The organism is Plantibacter sp. MPB07, assembly GCF_046619465.1.
In the GTDB taxonomy this organism is placed as follows: domain Bacteria; phylum Actinomycetota; class Actinomycetes; order Actinomycetales; family Microbacteriaceae; genus Plantibacter; species Plantibacter auratus.
In genome coordinates this window covers 980,316-1,000,323 of the sequence record NZ_CP177043.1, presented here as the reverse complement: position 1 = coordinate 1,000,323, position 20,008 = coordinate 980,316, and the positions used below count along the sequence as shown (strand labels likewise).

14 protein-coding genes are annotated in these 20,008 nt (G+C 70.4%); 6 read left to right on the top strand and 8 right to left on the bottom strand.

The genetic code is table 11. The features are described 5' to 3' along the window. Window positions 1–88: 88 nt before the first annotated feature. Window positions 89–511: an alternative ribosome rescue aminoacyl-tRNA hydrolase ArfB gene (gene arfB / locus ACLIME_RS04710; RefSeq protein ID WP_411558320.1), complete on the bottom strand. Its 423-nt coding sequence runs from the start codon at window positions 509–511 to the stop codon at window positions 89–91. A 79-nt stretch (window positions 512–590) separates the two neighbouring features. Here arfB and ACLIME_RS04705 point away from each other — a divergent pair, with 79 nt between their 5' ends. After that, window positions 591–1,598 (top strand): diacylglycerol/lipid kinase family protein, encoded by a 1,008-nt coding sequence (locus ACLIME_RS04705; RefSeq protein WP_411558319.1) that lies wholly within the window; start codon window positions 591–593, stop codon window positions 1,596–1,598. 7 nt (window positions 1,599–1,605) lie between these two features. Here ACLIME_RS04705 and ACLIME_RS04700 read toward each other — a convergent pair whose 3' ends face one another. The 7 genes from ACLIME_RS04700 to ACLIME_RS04670 all read right to left on the bottom strand — a co-directional run bounded on the left by ACLIME_RS04700 (window position 1,606) and on the right by ACLIME_RS04670 (window position 11,219). Next, entirely contained in the window at window positions 1,606–2,322 is a 717-nt protein-coding gene (locus tag ACLIME_RS04700; protein WP_411558318.1) for a cyclodeaminase/cyclohydrolase family protein, read from the bottom strand. A gap of 30 nt (window positions 2,323–2,352) precedes the next feature. Next, window positions 2,353–3,363: a LacI family DNA-binding transcriptional regulator gene (locus ACLIME_RS04695; protein WP_158596572.1), complete on the bottom strand. Its 1,011-nt coding sequence runs from the start codon at window positions 3,361–3,363 to the stop codon at window positions 2,353–2,355. 49 nt (window positions 3,364–3,412) lie between these two features. Further along, window positions 3,413–5,665: a beta-L-arabinofuranosidase domain-containing protein gene (locus ACLIME_RS04690; protein WP_411558317.1), complete on the bottom strand. Its 2,253-nt coding sequence runs from the start codon at window positions 5,663–5,665 to the stop codon at window positions 3,413–3,415. 2 nt (window positions 5,666–5,667) lie between these two features. After that, window positions 5,668–8,028, bottom strand: coding sequence for a beta-glucosidase family protein (locus ACLIME_RS04685; RefSeq protein ID WP_411558316.1), 2,361 nt, complete (start codon window positions 8,026–8,028; stop codon window positions 5,668–5,670). Beyond that, complete coding sequence (locus ACLIME_RS04680; protein ID WP_079002436.1) at window positions 8,025–8,918, bottom strand: carbohydrate ABC transporter permease; 894 nt, start codon at window positions 8,916–8,918, stop codon at window positions 8,025–8,027. The genes ACLIME_RS04685 and ACLIME_RS04680 overlap by 4 nt, the downstream gene beginning before the upstream one ends. After that, window positions 8,918–9,877, bottom strand: a complete 960-nt coding sequence (locus ACLIME_RS04675) for a carbohydrate ABC transporter permease (protein WP_079705845.1) — start codon at window positions 9,875–9,877, stop codon at window positions 8,918–8,920. Before ACLIME_RS04675 ends, ACLIME_RS04680 begins: the two co-directional genes overlap by 1 nt. A gap of 82 nt (window positions 9,878–9,959) precedes the next feature. Next, entirely contained in the window at window positions 9,960–11,219 is a 1,260-nt protein-coding gene (locus ACLIME_RS04670) for an ABC transporter substrate-binding protein (RefSeq protein WP_159878663.1), read from the bottom strand. Between the two features lie 258 nt (window positions 11,220–11,477). Here ACLIME_RS04670 and ACLIME_RS04665 point away from each other — a divergent pair, with 258 nt between their 5' ends. The 5 genes from ACLIME_RS04665 to ACLIME_RS04645 are packed head-to-tail and all read left to right on the top strand — an operon-like array spanning window position 11,478 to window position 20,000. After that, window positions 11,478–12,476, top strand: a complete 999-nt coding sequence (locus tag ACLIME_RS04665) for a LacI family DNA-binding transcriptional regulator (RefSeq protein ID WP_124769272.1) — start codon at window positions 11,478–11,480, stop codon at window positions 12,474–12,476. 52 nt (window positions 12,477–12,528) lie between these two features. Beyond that, entirely contained in the window at window positions 12,529–14,739 is a 2,211-nt protein-coding gene (locus ACLIME_RS04660) for an alpha-galactosidase (RefSeq protein WP_411558315.1), read from the top strand. A 37-nt stretch (window positions 14,740–14,776) separates the two neighbouring features. Continuing rightward, a complete protein-coding gene (locus tag ACLIME_RS04655) occupies window positions 14,777–16,312 on the top strand; it encodes an alpha-N-arabinofuranosidase (RefSeq protein ID WP_411558314.1) in 1,536 nt (511 codons plus the stop codon). Continuing rightward, window positions 16,309–17,610 carry a glycoside hydrolase family 27 protein gene (locus ACLIME_RS04650; protein ID WP_411558313.1) on the top strand — a complete coding sequence of 434 codons (1,302 nt, stop codon included), beginning with the start codon at window positions 16,309–16,311 and terminating at the stop codon, window positions 17,608–17,610. Before ACLIME_RS04655 ends, ACLIME_RS04650 begins: the two co-directional genes overlap by 4 nt. Beyond that, a complete protein-coding gene (locus tag ACLIME_RS04645) occupies window positions 17,610–20,000 on the top strand; it encodes a glycosyl hydrolase family 95 catalytic domain-containing protein (protein WP_411558312.1) in 2,391 nt (796 codons plus the stop codon). Before ACLIME_RS04650 ends, ACLIME_RS04645 begins: the two co-directional genes overlap by 1 nt. Window positions 20,001–20,008: the final 8 nt, after the last annotated feature.

The following is a 20,008-nucleotide window of genomic DNA, read 5'->3' as shown; positions in this document are numbered from 1 at the left end:
CGACGGCGTCGACGGGTGCGCTCTCCGGGAACGCTAATGGACCGGACCGTCCGGCGCACGCCCTTGCGGGAGGCGACGGTGTGACCCGCTAGTCGTCGGAGGGACGTCGTCGTTGCTGTTTGGTGGCGCTCCGCTGCTGTTTCGCCGCGAGGTGGCGTCGCGCCGACCCGCGGGTCGGACGCGTGGGTCGGCGCGTCGGCGCCGGCGGCGCGAGGGCCGACCTGATGCGTGTCGCCAGCCTTTCGAGTGCGAGTTCGCGGTTCCGGAGCTGCGATCGCTCGCGGGAGACCGTCACGGTGATGGCTCCCCCGACCAGCCGGGCGCCGAGCCGCTCGAGCAGTCGGTCGCGCTGCTCGTCGGTGAGGACGGCCGATTCGGCCACACTCCACGTCAATTGGACACGGCTGTCGGAGGTGTTCACGTGCTGTCCGCCCGGGCCGGACGACCGGGAGAAACGCCACTGCAGCTCGGCTGCTGGGATCGTCAGTCCGGGCGACACCTCGAGGTCCATGGGGCAAGCGTCTCACGAACCCGCGGCACGGCTCGCGTCCACCGCTGGTTCCGAGCCGGTGCCTCCTATCCTTGACGCTGTGAACGATGCACCAGCTGAACGCGGACGTCGACGCGCAGCCGTCGTCGTCAATCCCTCCAAGGTCGACATCACGGTCCTCCGCTCGGTCGTCGCAGCCGCGGAGTCGACGCATGGACTGGCACCGTCCACCTGGCACGAGACGAGCGCCAAGGACGACGGCCGGGGTGCGTCCGCGGCCGCGATCGCCTCGGCACCCTCGGTCATCCTGGTCGCGGGAGGCGACGGGACGCTGCGGGTCGCCGCCGAGGCGATCGCCTCCACCGGCATCCCCCTCGGGCTGGTCCCGGCCGGAACGGGAAACCTCTTCGCCCGGGCGCTCGGCCTGCCGTTGGGCGACTTCAAACGGTCGGTCGACATCGCCTGCTCAGGGCGTGACCAGGTGGTCGACGTCGGTCAGGTCAGTCTCGGGCGCAGCGACGGCACGAACCGGGACGAGGTCTTCCTCGTCATGGCCGGCATCGGCCTCGATGCGCACATGGCCGGCCACACCAACGAACGACTGAAGCGACGGATCGGCTGGCTCGCCTACTCCGACCCGATCGCGCAGAGCATCATCGGCAACCGGCAGTTCGACCTGCACTATCGACTCGACGACCGTCCGGAGGCGGCTGCCCGAGCGCACACGATCATCGTCGGGAACTCCGGCACGCTCACCGGTGGGGTCCTGCTGCTCCCCGAGGCCGTCGTGGACGACGGCCTGCTCGATGCCGTCATGTTGCGCCCTGGCAAGGGTCCGGGTTGGGGGAACATCGGCTACCGCCTGACGTTCAACCGGATGCTGCACCGCACGCGGTTCGGCCGGCTGGTCGGACGATTCTCGCCGAAGGCACGCGCGATCAGCTACGCACAGGCGCGGACGATGCACCTCCGACTCGAGGAGCCGCAGGAGATCCAACTGGACGGCGACTCGCACGGTTCGGTGATCTCGGTCTCGCTGAGGAACCTGCACCACGCCCTGATCGTCCGGGTTCCGAGCGGCCCGGCTGCGCGCCCCGGCGGGCGCTGACCACCGGCTACGACGCCGCGTCGGTGGGAGCGGCCTCGGAGTCGATCGACGCCGCGAGCCGGTCGATCCGCTCGAGGGCGCGGTCGAACACGGGGACCAGTTCCCACAGGCGCGGCTCGTCGGCGCGGACCTCCTCGAGAGAGCCGTGTGCGCTGCGGACCGAACCGAGATCGAAGCTGACGTTGGTCCGCGCTCCCGTGATCGCGGCGCGGAGTGCACCGATCGCCACCGCCACGTCGGCGATCAGCGCCGGGTTGCCGTGCTCGGTGAGCCAGGCGAGATCGTCGATCGCGTCGACGGCATGCTCGCCCAGGCGTGCCGAGGCCGCGGCCGCCTCGATGGACGCACCACGGATCGCCTCGTCCCGTTCGACGCCGGCCGGTAGACGGAAGGCACTGCCGAACGCCCGCGAAGCGTGGGCGTCCTCGTCGGCCAGACGCAGCGCCAGCTCGGAGCGCGCCTCGGCGCGAGTGCGGAGTGCGGCGATCGTCGCTTCGGCCTCGGCCTCGGACCCGTTCTCGTCCTGCCCGCTCGCGTCCTCGGTGGCATGCGTGGCTCGGGTGTAGCCGGCGACCATCGCGGTGAGGCCGGCGGCGATCGCCAGCATGAGTCCGGATGCGGCCCCGCCGCCGGGGTTCCCGGTCGCCGTGCCGAGCGCCTGCATCCACGTCGACACGCTCGAGTGCTCCGTCGACACCTCGTCGGTGTCCGCTGATCCCGTCATGGCGACCATTCTCCCGCGTCCGCGTCCGCGTCAGCTCGAGGCGCGGACGATGAGTTCGGTCGGGAACTCCGCGCGGTCCCCCGGGTCCGTCCCGGGCTCCGCCTCGAGGACGAGCTGGACCGCACGCGCAGCCATCGCGCGCATCGGCTGTCGCACGGTCGTCATCGGCGGCGGCATCAACCTGGACTGCGGGAGATCGTCGAAGCCGACGACCCGGATGTCGTCGGGGATGCGGAGCTGTAGCTCTTCAGCGGCGCGGTAGACGCCGTAGGCCATCTCGTCGTTGCAGCTGAAGACGCCGATCGGGAGCCCGCCCTGCCTGAGCAGCTTGCGCACGGAGACGAACGCACTCTCCGAGGACCAGGGCGACGAGATCTCCTCGACCGTCGCCCCGTCGGCGTGCCGTTCGACCGCCGCTCGGAAACCGGCCTCCCTCGCACGGCCGAACCGGTACTTCGGTCGGCCGGTGATGATGAGGAACCGACGCGTCCCCCGCCGGGCGAGATGCCGACCCGCGTCGAAGCCGCCCTGCCAGTCGGTGGACCCGACGCTCGGCAGACTCCGCGCCGGCTCCGCACGCGGATCGAGGAGCGCGACGGGGATGTTGGCCGAGGCGAGGATGTCGAGCTGGGAGACGTTGGGACGGATGAGGCACACGACGACACCGGCCGATCCCCGCGCACGTGCCCGACTGGGCCAGTCGTCGACCATCGACTCGCTCTCCGGGGTGAGCACCAGATCGTAGTTCGCCGCAGCGGCCGCCCGCCGCACACTCGTCACGACCGTGTTCGCCCAGGGATCGTCCCACTGACTCATCGCCAGGTCGAGCAGACGCGGCACCGAGCGAGGCCGACCTCGACGTTGCGCGGCCCGGTCGTAGCCGAGGTCGTGCGCTGCAGCGAGGATGCGGTCCCGGGTGTCCGGGGATGCATGGCGCTTCCCGGCGAGCACCCGGGAGACGAGCGACACCGAGCACCCGGATCTCGCGGCGACGTCCGCGAGCGTCACGCTGAGGTCGTCCCGCTCCGGCGTCGTCGTCATGGCTCCATGGTCCCGCATCCCGGGGTGCTGCGCGTGCCCACCCCGGTGGTCAGACTCCCTCGGCGGTCAGCACTCGGAGCTCGGTGCACCGCGGGGTCTCGCGATCCGGCTCCGCGACGAGCGCGAACCGCCGGACACCCCACCCGGCGCTGGTGGGCGTCAGCGGGTACTCCGCCCACTCCAGGTCGTCGTCTCGCCCGCCCTCCTGCGGAGCGACCGGCGTGCCGTCGATCTCCAGGGTGAGACCGTGGCCCGCCGGGTCGTGCAACCAGGTCACTCTGACGACCCGGCCGAGGAGATGCGGGTCAACGAGCGTCACGGACAGACGCTTGGCCGTGCTCCGCCAGCGGACACCACCCACCGCGCCGCTGGCGCTGGCCACCCCCTCGAACGCGTGATCCGCCTCCGGCTGCTGCTCGCCCAGCGCGACCCGGTCGACCGTCCGTCCGTCGATGCTCGCGGCGCGTCGGTCCCGTTCGACCAAGGCGGTGCGGCGCCGAGCGACGGCGTCCTCGTCCGCCGTCGACGCCACGGGGAACGTGACGGTGTACCGCGCGTCGTGCAGACCTGCGAACGGTTCCAACGGGATCGGTCCTCGGTCGGAGTCGATCCGGAGTCGCCCGTCGGCGTCCCGGTAGGGCACAGCCGACCGCGGGACGATCGGTGCCGAGGCGAGCGGGGTGAGCGGGCCGACGGCGGTGTGCGGGGCGTGGGCGCGGCCGGCCAGCACCACGTCGGTCGGCAGCGACTCGCCACGGGCGGCCAGGACGGACGGACCCCAGAGGAGCGACGTCCAGTCCGAGCCGTCCGGGTACGGTTCCGCACGACCGCTCATGCGGAGCTCGAACGACACGGTGTCGCCGTCGCTCCACTCACGATCCACGACGAAGTGGCCGCGTTCGAGTCCGGCGGTCACCGGAGCGCCGTTGAGGAAGACCTCGGGTGTCGGATCACTCCACCCGGGAACCCGGACGCGGAGACGGAACCGCCGCGGACCGGTGAGCCCGAGGGTGAGTCCGACCACGCCGTCGGACGGGAAGGCCGTCCGTTGCTCCAGCTCGAGACCGAGTTCCGGGATCCGCACGACCGAGGGCGCGAAGAGTTCGACCGACACCGCGTCGTCGTCGAACCGGTACAGCGACTCACCATGTTTCGCGTGGCTCTCCAGACCGGTCCCGACGCAGCACCAGAAACTGTGCTCCGGCGAGGAGTAGACGCGGTAGTGGTCGGGTCGCATCGAGGTGAAGTAGACGAGCCCGCCGTGCTCGGGGTGCTGCGATGACAGGAGGTGGTTGAAGAGGATCCGTTCGAGCGCGTCGGTGATCGCCGGGTCGGACCCGTCGGCACTGAGCCGTCGGCCCAGCTTGATCAGGTTGTAGCTGTTGCAGGTCTCCGGGCCCTCGCGGTCTTCGGTCATCGGGGTGAAGTCGTCGATGGCGTGGAAGTGCTCGCGGACACTGTTGCCGCCGATCGCGACCGTGCGCCGGGTCAGGATCGTCTCCCAGGCGAACCGGGCCGCGCGGGCGAGGGCCGGATCAGCACTCCGAGCGGCGAGGGCGGCGAACCCGACGAACTGCGGGATGCGGGTGTTGGCGTGCAGGCCGGTCAGTTCGTCGGAACGACGCGACAGCGGTCCGCTGAGGGCGGTCGACGTGAAGCGGGCTGCCATCGCGAGATGGCGGGGATCGCCCGTGAGGTCGAAGAGGTCGACGTACGCCTCGTTCATCCCGCCGATCTCGGTCTCGAGCATGAGCTGGAAGTGCTCGTCGTCGATCCCGGCGGCGAGCTCCTCCCACCACGTGGCGAGGCGCAGGACGACGTCGCGTGCCACCTGATTCCCGGTCAGGCGGGCCGCATCGATGAGACCGGCGTACAGCTTGTGCAGGTTGTACCAGGGCACCCATCGGCCGGCGCGGAAGGTCGACTCGGTGATCCCCGCTGCGACCTCGGCCCAGAGTTCGGCACTCCGAGGGACACCACCGACGTATCCGGTCCCCAGATGATCCTGTGCTCGGGCCAGTTCGGCGACCGCGTACTCCAGTCGGGAGCGCAGGACGTCGTCCCCGGTGGAGGCGACCATCAGGGAGCAGGCCGAGAGGTAGTGCCCGGCGGTGTGGCCGTCGAGTCCGCGCACCTCCCAGTCGTCGTAGGACGCCGCCCGGGGCTCCAGGCCCGCCTCACGGAGAAACGGGGCGAGCAGGCGATCGGGTTCGAGGGCTCGCAGGTAGGCGCGGTCGGCCTCCTGCGCCTGGAACAGGGGCCCACCCGTGAGGGTGACCTGGGAGATCGGGACGAACGGCATGGTCAGGCCTTCCTCGCGACCGCGTCGACACGCCGCCAGTCCACGCGGAGCTCGCGCGGCCCGACCAGCTCCCGCCTGCTGCCGGTCACCTCGATCGTGTGGGTGAGCGGACGCTCGAGTGCCGACGGCCCGGCGGACAGGACGTACGTCCCCGGTTCGATCACCCGACGGCCGTCGACTCCGGTGAAGGACAAGCGATCGGCCGACACCGAGAAACGCACCGTGGCCGACGTCCCGGCAGCGACCGTGAGGCGTGCGAATGCGAGCAGTTCGACCGAGGGACGCACGACGGAGGCGACCGGATCCGCACCGTAGAGCTGGATCACCTCGACGGCGTCCTCGACGCCCATGTTCTCGACGGTGACGTCGACGAGGACCTCACCGTCGACGGCGAGCTCCGCTGCACTCGTGAGCGATCGGTAGCGGACGTCCCCGGCGGTGAGGCCGTGACCGAACGGGAAGAGCGGCGTGGGGTCGAGCACGCTGATCCCGCGGGACGCCAGACCGAGCGGCGGCTGCAGGTAGGTGCCCGGCATGGCCGCTGAACGAGGGATCTGCACCGGGAGCCGTCCGCTCGGCTGCACGCGGCCGGACAGCAGCCCCGCGACGGCCGCCGCGCCCTCCTGCCCGGGGAAGAACGCCTGGACCAGTGCGTCGGCCCGGTCGTAGTCCCCCAGCGCATAGGGTCGCCCGGACAGTACGGTCAGGACGACGGGCGTCCCGGTCGCGAGGACGGCGAGCACGAGGTCGTGCTGGCCCCCGGGGAGGCGCAGGTCCTCGGCGTCGCAGCCTTCTCCCGAAGTACCATCGCCGAACAGGCCCGCGATGTCGCCCACGGCCAGCACGACGACGTCGGCTGAACGGGCGGCCTCGACGGCGGCCGGAACGCCCTCCCGACCGGTCTCGGTGATGCTGCATCCCGGTTCGACGACGATGTCCGCCGCCGGGAACTCGGTACGCACCGCGTCCAGGATCGTCGGGATGGTGATGCCGAGATCGTGCCCGGGGTGCTTCGACAGCACGTGGTTGGGGAACGCGTAGCAGCCCACGAGACTGCGGAACTGGTCGGCCGCCGGCCCGATCACGGCGATGCGCGCGGGGGTCTGGAGTGGGAGGACGGCGCGGTTCCGGAGGAGGACGACCGACTCCTCGGCCAGACGCGTCGCGATGGCGCGGTTTCGGGGGCCGTCGAGATCGGTCGATGCGGCGTGCTCCGGCACGAGCGGGCCCCCGTCGAGCAGGCCGAGCTCGATCTTCTGCCGCAGGTGCCGGAGCACGGCCCGGTCGACCAGCCGCTCGTCGAGCGCCCCCTCCTGGACGAGCCCGACGAGGCCGACGCCGTAGCCGGCGGTCTCCGGGAGCTCGACGTCGATCCCGGCGGTGAGGGCGAGCGCGCCGGCTTCCGCCGCGTCGCTCGCGACATGGTGCATGGTCGCCAGGAACGGGATCGCCCAGTAGTCGGCGACGACGGTGCCGTCGAAACCCCAGTCGTCGCGCAGGATGCCGGTGAGCAACTCGACACTGGCGCCCGCGGGGACGCCGTCGAGATCGGTGTAGGCGTTCATCACGCTTCGCGCTCCCCCGAGCCGGATCGCCGTCTCGAACGGCGGAAGCACGACATCGGCGAGCTCGCGGCGCCCCATGCTCACCGGGGCGTGGTTCTTCGCGCCTCGGGAGGCGGCGTAGCCGGCGAAGTGCTTGAGCGTCGCCACGACCCCGGACCGCTCGAGACCACGCACGTACGCGGCGCCGAGCTGGCCGACGAGGTAGGGGTCCTCTCCCAGCGTCTCCTCGACCCGGCCCCAGCGGTAGTCCCGGACGACGTCGAGGACCGGCGCGAGTCCCTGATGGACACCGACCGAACGGAGGTCGTCTCCGATCACCTCAGCCATCCGCTCCACGAGCTCCTCGTCGAACGAGGCGGCCCAGGCGAGCGGCGTCGGGAAGGCGGTCGCACCGTACGCGGCGAACCCTGTCAGACACTCCTCGTGTGCGATCGCGGGGATGCCGAACCGGTTGCCGGCCACGACCTGCCGTTGCCGTTCCCGCAGGCGATCGACACCCTCGGCCACCGTCACCGGTTCGGTCCCGAAGATGCGCGTCAACTGCCCGAGGCCACCCGTGAAGTCGCCGGTGGGCGCCGATGTCGGGGCAGCCGGATCGTCGGAGCCGTCCACGCTCGGCGCGAAGTCGCCCGCCGTTTCGGTGAACCAGACCGAACCGAGCTGACCGACCTTCTCCTCGAGGGTCATCTCATCGAGGAGTGCTCGCGCCCGCTCGACGGGTGACGCCCGTCGGTCGTTCCAGACGCCGCGGACGATGCCTGACGTGGTCGGCGTGACGCCGTCGTGTTGCAGGGTCATCCCTTGAACGCTCCGTCCATGATCCCCGTCACCATGCGCTTGCCGACGAAGATGAACGCGATGAGCAGCGGGATGGTGGCCAGGAACGACCCGGCCATCGCCAGGCCGAGGTCGATCGACCGCTGCGACTGCAGGGCCTTGATCGCGATCTGGACCGTGTACATCTCGGGCGACTTCAGGACGATGAACGGCCAGAGGAAGTCGTTCCACGATCCGACGAAGCCGAGCAGTCCCAGGACGAACGCCGCCGGTCTGATGACCGGGAAGACGATCCGCCAGAAGATCTGCCAGGTGTTGGCACCATCGAGTCTCGCCGCCTGGAGCAGCTCGTCGCTCACGGAACTCGAGATGTGCTGACGCATCCAGAAGATGCCGAACGCGCTCGCGAGGCCGGGGACGATGAGTGCCTGCAGGGTGTCCACCCAGTCGAGCGCGGAGATGATCAGGTACTGCGGGATCACGCTCAGCTGCGTCGGCACGGTCATGGTGAGGACCACGAGGATGAACAGCGCGTTGCGGCCGCGGAACTCCAGTTTCGCGAAGGCGAACCCGGCCAGGGCGCAGAGCAGGGCCGATCCGACGCCGATCGACAGCGCGACGATGAGGCTGTTGATCATCGATTGGATGAACGGCACGGTCTCGAGCACGAGCCCAACGAGGTGGAACAGGTTGTCGCCCGGGTACAGCCGCGGTGGCAGGGTGGTCGCCGTCGCCGAGTCCGTGGTCGCGACGACGAACATGAAGTACAGCGGGAACATGCTCACGACGACGGCGCATACGAGGAGGACGTAGGTGTACCAGGGGATGCGGCCGATCCGGCCGCCGTTCCGTTTCCGGCCGGCCGAGGTCGCGCTCGCCATCAGCTGGGTGGAGTTGAGCGTCTCGGACATCAGCGTCCTCCTCGGGTGCGGGTGGACAGGAAGAAGTTCAGCAGGGCGACGAGTACGACGATCACGAACAGCGCGACGCCGATCGCCGAGCCGTATCCGAACTCGAACTGGCCGAAGCCCTGCTCGTAGAGGAACAGCGTGAGCGTCTGGCACTGTCGTGCCGCACCACAGGTGAGGCCGGTGGCCGGGTTCACCAGCAGTGGTTCGGTGAACACCTGGAGCCCGCCGATCGTCGAGGTGACGATCGTGAACACGATGATGGGACGCAACGACGGGATGGTGATGTAGACGAACTGCTTCCAGCCGCCGGCGCCGTCGACGGCGGCCGCCTCGTACACGTCACGAGGGATGGCCTGCAACGCCGCCAGGTACAGCAGCGTCGTGTAGCCCGTCCACCGCCAGACGACCATGAGCGCGACGAGGAACCACGAGCCGACCTTGTCGTTGAGGAAGTCGACGTGATCACCGCCGAAGAAACTGATGAGGTAGTTGAAGAGCCCGTAGTCACGGTCGAACAGCTGGGCGAACACGATCGTGGTCGCGGCGACCGAGGTGATGTACGGCACGAGCATCGCCATCCGGAAGCCGGTGGCGAAGCGCAGGCGGACGTGGTTCAGCAGGTGGGCGAGGCCCAGGGCGATGACCAGCTGCGGCACCGTGGAGATGATGAAGATCGCGAAGGTGTTGAGCATCGCGTTCCAGAACCGCGGGTCGGCCGCGAGCCTGGTGAAGTTGTCGAAGCCGATGAAGGTCTGCTGACCGATCGGGTTCCAGTCGAAGAGGGACACCACGAAGGTGAACAGGAGCGGGATCAGGCCGAAGACGGCGAAGATCAGGAAGAACGGGGCGATGTAGACGTAGGGGGCGAAGCGTTCCGGCAGGGTGTTGCGGATCCGCGTCCCGATACCGGGTGGCGACTGCTTCGGCAGCAGCCGAGGTGGGGCGATGTGTGTGGTCACGATGATCCTTCAGGGGCGTTCCGGCGTGTTGCTCGGCCGGAACGCCCCGGGTCGGAGCGGACGGGTGGACGGGGCCGTCGGGTCAGCCGCCGAGGGCGTCCTTCACGGCCTTCATCGCGACGTCCCAGGCCTTGTCCGGTGGGGTGTTGCCGGCTTCGACGTCCGTCACGGTGTTGATCATCGCCGAACCGATCGTCGCCGTCTCCGGACCGTTGAAGAACGGCTTGAACTCCTGCAAGGACTTGCCGAGCACGGCACCGATCTTCGAGTCGCCGAAGAACGGGTCGGTGTAGTCGGCGATCGCGGTGGACTCGTACGCGGAGACCGTGCTGGGCAGGGCGCCGGTGTCGGTGAAGTTCTGCAGCTGCGACTCGGGTGACTGCATCTCCTTGATGTAGGCCCAGGCCGCCTCCGGGTTCGCCGCGCGCTTCGGGATGGCGAGGTAGCTGCCGCCCCAGTTGCCGGCGACCTTGGGCACCGTCGTCACGCGCCACTGGCCGGAGGTGTCGGGCGCGTCCGTCTTGATGCTCTTCAGCATCCAGGACGGAGCTGCCATCGCGGCGAAGGCGCCGTTGGTCTTGCCCGTGCTCCAGCCGGTGGAAAATGCGGGGACGTTCGCGGTGATGCCGGCCTCGATCGCCTTGATCGAGATGTCGAACGCCTCCTTCACCTGCGGATTCGTGTCGTACACGAGCTCGCCCTCGGGCGTGTAGTACTTCTCGTCGACCTGGTTCACAGTCTGGAAGAAGACCGAGGTGCCGGCGTTGTCGAGGAACGGCTTCCCCGTGGCGGCGACGTACTGCTGGCCGACGGAGATGAAGTCGTCCCAGGTGGGCCAGAGCGCCGCGACCTCGTCCGGGTCGGACGGCAGGCCGGCGGCCTCGAAGAGGTCGGCGCGGTACGCCATCGACATCCCGCCCACGTCGGTCGGTACCCCGATGACGGCGTCGTTCTGGGCCACGGCCTGGTCCCAGACCCACGGCAGGTAGTCCCCGGAGATGTCGTCGGCACCCATCGTGCTCAGGTCGACGAAGTTGTCGGGGTTCGCGACGAAGTTGGGCATGTCGTCCCCCTGGATGAGCACCAGGTCGGGGACCTTGCCGCCGGCCAACGCCGCGGTGAGCGCCTGGGCGGTCTCCTGCGTGCTGCCGACCTCGGTGAGCTTGACGGTGATGTCGGGGTGCGCTTCCTTGTACTTCTCGACATCGGCCTTCTGGTTGATGCCCGTGAAGGACCAGAACTGGAAGGTCTTGTCATCGCCGCCGCCGGACCCGGAACAACCGGTGACCAGGGCGCCGACCATGACGGCGACGGTTGCTGCTGCTGCAAGACGGAATTTCACTGGAAATCCCCCTCCTATGCGGGATCGTGTTCCGCGGTGTCGCGCTACGTTGCGGTCACCGGCCGGAGATCGCTCTCCGGCTCGCGCCGATGTCGACTGGATCGGGGAGCATCCGGACCGTTCGGGCGTGGTGATCACCATATGCAGCGGGGTTCCAGGGCACCAGGGCAATATTGCGCAACTCGGAGACCGCTCTCTCGGATTCTGCGATGCTCGTTGCCAGACCACCGGCAGGTGGACGATCGCAAAGGAGCGAGGATGCGCAAACCGACCCTGGTCGACGTCGCCCGAGAGGCCGGCGTCTCCCGAGCGACCGCCTCGCGGGTCCTCGCCGGTGCCTCGACGGTCGACGCCTCGATGGTCGTCGCGGTGCGCGAAGCGGCCGCGAGACTGGCCTACCGCACGAACGTCGCAGCCCGGTCGCTCGCCGGAGGCAGGACGGGCGCCGTCGCGATCGTCCTCGCGGCGGGCGAGCTCGAACCGTTCTCCGGATCGTTCGTCGCGGCACCGCTCAAGGGCGCCACCGCCGCGCTCCTGTCGGCAGCCCAGCAGCCCGCGCTCTTCCTCGCCGACCCGCGCCAACTCGACGCGCTCGTCGCCTACCTGGCGGCGCACTACGTGGACGGGGCGGTGGTGATCCTGCAGCACGAGATCAGCACCATCACCCAGGCGCTCGCCTCGGTGGACCTCCCGATCGTCTTCGTCGGCCGCCCGATGGGTGAGCACACGGAGGACGTCACCTTCGTCGACTCCGACAACTACGCCGGCGGTCGGCTCGCGGCGGAACACCTGATCGCGCTCGGCCGCACGCGGATCGGCGTCATCTCGGGCCCCGCCGACATGGCCGCGTCCAGCGACCGTGTCCGAGGCTGGCGGGACGTCCTCACCGAACGCGGCCTCGACACCCGTGCGGTCGCCCGAGGCGACTTCACCATGCCGAGCGGGTCGTCGGCCATGGCACGGTTGCTCTCCCGGTACCCGGACCTCGACGCCGTCTTCGCGGGCTCCGACCTCATGGCGGTCGGCGCGATGCGCGTCCTCGAGGCCAGTGGCCGGACGGTCCCGGACGACATCGCGCTCGTCGGATTCGACGACACGGTCGTCGCGGCAACCGCGGAGCCACCGCTGACCTCGGTCCGTCAGCCGTTGGAGCAGATGGGCAGGGTCGCCGCGGAACTCGTCATGGAGCTCATCGCCGGCCGGACGACCGCACCGCGCTGGCTCGACACCACGCTCGTCGTCCGGGACTCCGCCTGACCTTCGGCCCACCGGCCGTCACACCCGCCTCACCGACCGCATCGGAGGAACCATGTCCGACCTCTCAGCGACGCCCGAACACCGCGTCGTCCATCTGCAGTGCGACGGCGTCTCCGTCGTGCTCGTCCAGCACGGGACCCGCCTCCCGACGATCGCGCACTGGGGAGCCGCCGTCGATGCCGACGACCTCGAGTGGCTTGCCGCGTCCACAGCCACCGTGCGCGGCGACCTCGTCGACGGATCTGACGCGCCGTACGAGCCGAGCCTGTTGCCCGAGCACGCGTCGGGTTGGTCGGGTCTCCCCGGCCTCCGGGCGCATCGCGCCGGGACGGCCTGGTCGTCGCGCTTCGACGTGGCCTCGGTCGAGGTCGACGGAGCGGCCCTCCCGGCCGGCGAGGTGCGGCAGTGCGGCGCCGCGCTGGTCGAGGTGACCGCGGTCGACGACCAGACCGGCATCGTTCTCCTCGTGGCGATCGAACTGACACCGACTGGCCTGCTGCGCACGCGCGTGACGGTCACGAACCGGGGCGACGACCTCCTGGAGGTCGAGGGTGTCGTGCCGGCCCTCCCGATCCCGACGTCGGCTCGGGAGATCCTCGACTTCGCCGGTCGGTGGGGCAACGAGAAGCTGCCGCAGCGGCTTCCGGTCACGACCGGGACACACCTCCGCGAGTCGCGGCACGGTCGCCCCGGTCTCGACGCCACCGGGGTCACCGCGATCGGAACACCGGGGTTCGACAGTCGGACCGGTGACGTCTGGCTGTGCCACGTCGGTTGGAGCGGCAACCACACGATCGGCGTCGAACGCACCGACGGACACCTCGCGTTCCGTGGCGGCGAGCTGCTCCTGCCCGGCGAGGTCCGACTCGGCCCTGGTAAGGACCACCGGACTCCATGGGTGTACGGGGCCTACGGCGTCGGCCTCGATGCCGCCTCGTCGCGGTACCACCGTTGGCTGCGCTCGACCTCGCGGGCGGCTCAGCGTCCGCGCCCCGTCACCCTGAACGTCTGGGAGGCGGTCCTGTTCGATCACGACCTCGACGTCCTCTCCGAGTTGGCGACCCGGGCCGCGGCCATCGGCGTCGAGCGCTACGTGCTCGACGACGGATGGTTCCGCGGACGTCACGACGACACCCGCGGCCTTGGCGACTGGACACCGGACCCCGAGCGTTGGCCGGACGGTCTCGCGCCGCTCGCCGACCGGGTGCGATCACTCGGCATGGAGTTCGGGCTGTGGTTCGAACCGGAGATGATCAACGAGGACTCCGACCTCGCACGCGAGCACCCGGACTGGATCCTGCGGGCGAGGGACGAGCTCCCGTCGCCCGTCCGGCACCAGCAGGTGCTCGATCTCGGCAATCCGGCGGCCTTCGACCACATCCTGCAGGCCATCGACACGCTGGTCGTCGAGCTGGGGATCGCGTACCTGAAGTGGGACCACAACCGCGACCTCGTCGATGCCGGCCATCCGTCGACCGGGCGGGCGGCCGTGCACGACCAGACCGAAGCCCTCTACCGGCTGCTCGACGAGCTGCGATCGCGGCACCCGCACCTCGAGATCGAGAGCTGCGCGTCGGGCGGAGGCCGCGTCGACCTCGGCATCCTCGAGCGGTCCGATCGCGTCCACACCTCCGACAACCACGACCCGATCGAGCGGGCCCGGATGCTCCGGTGGACGGGGCTCCTCGTCCCGCCCGAGATGCTCGGGTCGCACGTGGCCTCGGCCAGATCAGCCACGACCGGACGCACGCACACGCTCCACACCCGGTGCGCGGTCGCCCTCCTCGGGCATTTCGGTGTGGAGTGGGATCTGCGCGAGCTCGACGGTACGGATCGGACGACCCTCGCCAGATGGATCACCGTGTTCACGCGTCATCGCGGACTCATCGCCACCGGCCGCGTCGTCGGCGACGGCGAGTGGGACGACGACGCTCCGACCCTGCGCGGGGTCGTCGCGGAGGACGGCACCACCGCGCTGTACACCCTCGTGACTCCCCCGCGGTCGGCCGACTCCCGTCGTCGGGTCCGCCTTCCCGGACTCCGCCCGGACGGTCACTACCGCCTCGCCGTCGCGCAGGACGACTCCCTCGGTCCGCGCTGGGTGATCCCCCAGTGGCTCCGGGATGCGCCGCCACTCGACGCCGACCCGGCCACGCTCGCGGCGGCGCCCGTGCTGAGCGGTGGCCAGCTCGCCGTGATCGGCCTCGACCTCCCCACCTTCCAGCCCGACCGCGCGATCACGATCCTCGTGACCGCCGTCTGACCCACGACCCGCTGCACAGAACAGGACCACATCACCCATGGACTCCACTGCGACCGTCACCGTCGACCTCGACCGGCCAGGACCCACGATCAGCCGACACGTCTACGGCCACTTCGCGGAACACCTCGGGCGCGGCATCTACGACGGTTTCTGGGTGGGCGAGGACTCGCCCGTCCCGAACGTCGGCGGCATCCGGCTCGACGTCGTGGAGGCGCTCCGCGAACTGCGCATCCCGAACCTCCGCTGGCCGGGCGGATGCTTCGCGGACCGCTATCACTGGACGAGCGGCATCGGACCTCGCGAGGACCGCCCGAAGCTCGTCAACACGCAATGGGGCGGGACGAGCGAGACCAACGCGTTCGGCACCCACGAGTTCATGGAGCTGTGCGAGCTCCTCGGTGCCGACGCCTACGTCTCGGGCAACCTCGGTTCGGGCACCGTGCAGGAGATGGCCGACTGGATCGAGTACCTGACCGGTGCCGGGGAGACCCCGATGGCCGAGTTGCGTCGCGCGAACGGCCGGGAGGAGCCCTGGGACGTCCCGTTCTGGGGGCTGGGAAACGAGCCCTGGGGGTGCGGTGGCAACCTGCGCGCCGGCACGTACGCGGACCTGGCACGCCAGTTCGGCACGTTCTGCGAGAGCGGCGGGAAGGTCCCGCTCTACCGGGTCGCCGCCGGCGCCGACGGGTTCGACGTGGCCTGGACCAAGACGCTGATGGAGGTCGTCGCCGACGTGGCCACCCATCCGTTCTCGGCGACCCCCTGGGAAGCCGTCTCGGTGCACTACTACACGATCGGCGGCAGCTGGAAGGCGAAGGGCAGCGCGACCGGGTTCGACGCCGCGGAGTACTGGAGCACGATCGCCGCAGCACAGGGCGTCGAGCAGCTGCTGTCGTCGCACGCCGCCGTCATGGACGTGTACGACCCGGAGGAACGGTTCGGCATGGTGCTCGACGAGTGGGGCACCTGGTGGGACGTCGAGCCGGGCACGCACCCCGGGCATCTGTTCCAGCAGAACACCATCCGCGACGCCATGGTCGCCGCCTGGCACTTCGACGTGTTCCACCGCTTCGCGGGCCGGCTGCGCATGGCCAACATCGCGCAGACGGTCAACGTCCTGCAGGCGATGCTCCTGACCGATCCCGACGGCGGCGAGATGGTCCGGACGCCCACCTTCCACGTCTTCGAGATGAACAGCCCGCACCAGGACGCCACGTCCCTCCCGACGCACGTGGTCGGGCCGGTCCGCGACGCCGACGCCGCACACGCGGGCGGCATCCCGACCGTCTCCGCCTCGGCGAGCGTCAAGGACGGCGTCCTCCATTGCTCGCTGACGAACGTCGACCTCGACGCGCCACTCGTCATCGAGGTCGACGTCCGTGGCGGGTCCGTGGTCGAGCCGCACGGCCGGCTGCTCACCGCTGCGCGGCCCGACGCCCACAACCGTCCCGGTGAGACCGACGCCGTGTCACCGCGACCGCTCACGGGTCTCGACGTCACACCGACGGGTCTTCGCGTCACGCTCCCACCGCACTCGTTCGCCACGATCACGGCTCAGGTCGTCGCTCCATGAGCGAGGTGGTGGAGATCGCGGTCACCGAGGTGCGTGCAGCACGTCGGGCGCGGGCGGACCGCCCGCCGATGGGCTGGAACAGCTGGGACTGCTTCGGAGGGTCCGTCACGGAGGCCGAGGTACTTGCCAACGCCGCGTTCCTGGCCGAGCACCTGCTGCCCGTCGGGTGGGACACGGTGGTCGTCGACATCCAGTGGTACGAACCGGCGCCCGGCGTCGGCGACTACGAGCGCATCTCCCAGCCGACGCTCGACGCCTGGGGCCGACCGCAACCCGCGCCGAACCGGTTCCCGTCTGCGGCGTCGGGCGGCTTCCGCGCGCTCGCCGACCGCGTGCACGCGCTCGGGCTCCGTTTCGGGGTGCACCTCATGCGAGGCGTGCCGCGGCGGGCTGTCGACCTCGAGCTGCCGATCCTCGGCTCGACCGCCCATTGCGGGGAGATCGCGGATCCGACGAACGTCTGCCCGTGGAATCCCGACAACGTCGGCGTCGACCTGACCGCCCCCGGCGCCCAGGCCTACTACGACTCGGTCATGGCGCAGCTCGCCGAGTGGGGTGTCGACCTCGTCAAGCTCGACGACGTGCTCTACCCACCGATCCAGACCGCCGAGATCGAGGCCATCTCGCGCGCGATCGACGCGACCGGTCGACCGATGGTGCTCAGCCTGTCCCCGGGGAAGCGACTTTCGACCGAGCACCTCGACACCCTTCGATCGACGGCGCAGCTGTGGCGGATCTCGGACGACCTCTGGGACGACTGGTCGGCGGTACGCGAACAGTTCCAGCGTCTGGCCCGCTGGGCGCCCCTCCAGCGTCCGGGGGCGTGGGCCGATGCGGACATGCTCCCGCTCGGGCGGATCGGCATCCGGGCCCACGTCGGTTCGGACCGGCTGAGCCGCCTCACTCTGGCCGAACAACGGACGCTCATGACCCTCTGGTGCATCGGCCGGTCGCCGCTTTTCTTCGGCGGCCACCTCCCGGACACTCCGGCGGACACGCTCGCGCTCCTGACCAACCCGGACGTGCTCGCACTGCTCGGCAGCGACGGGAGCCGGGAGATCATCCGCGACGGCGACCTCGTCGTCTGGGCGGCCGAGCTCGGCGAGACCCGGTGGCGCGCGGTCTTCTGGCTCGGCGATGCGGACACCGAGCTGCGGGTCCACCTGGCCGATCTCGGTTGCGCCGATCGATCGTCCGTCACCGAGCTGTGGGGTGGTCGGCCGTTGCCGGTCGTCGACGGTGCCGTCGACACGGCCCTGCCCGCGCACGGTGCCGTGCTGCTCCGGCTCGACCGCTGATGGATGACCGACAGCAGCGCGTCGAGCGTCATCGAATCGAGCTCGACGGACCGGCCACCCGGTTCGTCGATCGGTTCCTCATCGGCAACGGGACGTTGGGCGCGGCGCTCGACGGCGTGCCCGGACGGGAGAGCATGGACCTCTCCCTGGACACGTTGTGGTCGGGAGGTCCGCGACGCCCGGGCGGCGGGCTGGCGGGCTGCTCGCTTCCCAATCCGCTGGAGTCCGTGCGCCGGGCGATCGCCGACGGCGATTCCATGGCGGCCGATGCCCGCGCGGCTGCACTGCGCGGGAGCACGTTCACCGAGTCCTTCCAGCCGCTCGGCCGCCTCACGATCGATTACGCGTCGCCCGACGGCGGTTCGCGCTCGACTCGGACCTCCGATCTCGCGCGCGGCGTCGTCGAGACGACGTCCGCGAGCGGTGGCGAGGCGGTCGCACTCCACGCGTTCGTGTCGGCGGTGGACGACGTGCTGGTCGTCGAGCTGCTGGGTGACGGTGTCCGTGAACCGAGGGTCGGGTTCGCGACGCCGCACCCATCGACGACGGAGGAGCGCACGGTCGGCGACACCCGGTGGTGGTCGGCGACCGGCCGTGCGCCGGCGAGCGTGCGACCCTCGTATCTCGGTGGTGACGATGACGAGGCCATCCGGTACCCGACCGACGTCCCGGATGCCGACGGTCTCGTCGACGCAGGCATGGCCTGGGCGCTGTCGATCGCGGTGCAGCCGATCCCGGGCGGGTTCCGCCTCGTCGCCGGTGCACGTTCCGGGCACCGCGGGTGGCGAGATCGGCCGCTGGGTGACCCGCCGACGCTGCTGGAGCACACCCAGGGGACGGTCTCGCGTGCGTTGCAGCGATCCGGCGAAGCGCTGCTCGATCGGCACGTCGCCGACCATCGGTCGCTCTTCGACCGCGTCGACCTGGACCTCTCGGCATCGGCGTCCGCGTCGGCCGACCTCGCGGAGCGCTACTTCGACCTCGGACGGGCGCTCCTCATCGGCAGCTCCCGACCGGGGACCGAACCGGCGAACCTCCAGGGGGTCTGGAACGATCGGGTCAGGCCACCCTGGAGCGCGAACTTCACCACCAACATCAACCTCCAGATGAACTACTGGCCGGCGGAGAGCACCGGCCTGGGTGACCTGGTCGAGCCACTCACCCGGTTCATCGGCGAACTGGTGGACGCCGGGCAGCGCACCGCCGGCGAGTCCTACGGCCTCGACGGGGCGGCAGCCCACCACAACAGCGACCTCTGGAGGCACACGGACGCCGTGCCGCTCGACGCGCACTGGGCGAACTGGCCGAGCGCGCTCCCCTGGCTCGTCGCGCACCTCCACCGCCGTCTGGACGACGGCGGTGCTGATCACGCCGCACGCGTCGCCGTCCTGCAGGCCGTCGAGCCGGTGGTCTCGTTCGTCCTGGGAATGGTCGTCACGGATGCCGCCGGATCGCTGGTCGTGAGTCCGTCGACCTCACCGGAGAACCGGTTCGTGGTCGACACGGATCACACGGCGGCAGTGACGGCCGGCGTGGCGATGGACCAGGAGCTGGCGCACGAGTGCCTCCGCGAGTACCTCGCCCTCGCGGAGCGGGTCGGCGACGGCATCGCGGACGTCGGGCTCCTGGCTCGAGCACGCGACACCGTGGCCACCCTCCGACTGCCGCAGGTCGGCCGCGACGGAACACTCCTGGAGTGGGCCGAGGAGCGGGAGCCGACCGAGCCCGGCCACCGACACCTCTCCCACCTGTACGGCCTGTACCCGGGGACCCGGATCACCGAATCGGCCACGCCCGAGCAATTCGAGGCAGCCCGACGCGCACTGCGACGGAGACTCGCGAACGGCGGTGGCGGAACCGGGTGGAGCATGGCCTGGGTCCTCTGCCTGGCCGCACGACTCCGTGATCCGGGGCTCGCGTCCGAGGCGCTCGACACGCTGCTCGGTCCGCTGTCATCGGCCTCGCTGCTCGACCTGCACCCGATGGGCGACCTCGACGACGTGTTCCAGGTCGACGGCAACCTGGGTGGGACGGCCGGTGTCGTCGAGCTGCTCGTCCAGGGGCACGGCGGTGTCCTGTCGCTGCTGCCGACCCTCCCGGCCGAGTGGTCGGCCGGCAGCTTCCGGGGGTTCCGGGTCCGGGGTGGACACGTCGTGGATGTCGAGTGGAGCCGTCATCGCCCCGTCGCGGCGACCCTGCGTCTCACGGCCGGCGGCCTGCTCGTCGAGCTGCCGGATGACGGCTCGATGATCGCCATCGCGGGCCCTGGCGGCGCACTGCCGACCCGGTTGGAGGACGGCGCGCCGGCCGGGCGGCGGCGGATCAGGCTCGACGAGCCCGGTGTCCATCGGCTTGGGTTCGCGCGTCCGCCCGGCGATCCGGAGGACTGACCGCCTCC

Coding starts and splice junctions, on each gene's coding strand:
- arfB (WP_411558320.1), bottom strand. CDS start 511: ATGGACCTCGAGGTGTCGCCCGGACTGACGATCCCAGCAGCCGAGCTG.
- ACLIME_RS04690 (WP_411558317.1), bottom strand. CDS start 5,665: ATGCCGTTCGTCCCGATCTCCCAGGTCACCCTCACGGGTGGGCCCCTG.
- ACLIME_RS04645 (WP_411558312.1), top strand. CDS start 17,610: ATGGATGACCGACAGCAGCGCGTCGAGCGTCATCGAATCGAGCTCGAC.
- ACLIME_RS04660 (WP_411558315.1), top strand. CDS start 12,529: ATGTCCGACCTCTCAGCGACGCCCGAACACCGCGTCGTCCATCTGCAG.
- ACLIME_RS04665 (WP_124769272.1), top strand. CDS start 11,478: ATGCGCAAACCGACCCTGGTCGACGTCGCCCGAGAGGCCGGCGTCTCC.
- ACLIME_RS04700 (WP_411558318.1), bottom strand. CDS start 2,322: ATGACGGGATCAGCGGACACCGACGAGGTGTCGACGGAGCACTCGAGC.
- ACLIME_RS04695 (WP_158596572.1), bottom strand. CDS start 3,363: ATGACGACGACGCCGGAGCGGGACGACCTCAGCGTGACGCTCGCGGAC.
- ACLIME_RS04650 (WP_411558313.1), top strand. CDS start 16,309: ATGAGCGAGGTGGTGGAGATCGCGGTCACCGAGGTGCGTGCAGCACGT.
- ACLIME_RS04680 (WP_079002436.1), bottom strand. CDS start 8,918: ATGTCCGAGACGCTCAACTCCACCCAGCTGATGGCGAGCGCGACCTCG.
- ACLIME_RS04655 (WP_411558314.1), top strand. CDS start 14,777: ATGGACTCCACTGCGACCGTCACCGTCGACCTCGACCGGCCAGGACCC.
- ACLIME_RS04685 (WP_411558316.1), bottom strand. CDS start 8,028: ATGACCCTGCAACACGACGGCGTCACGCCGACCACGTCAGGCATCGTC.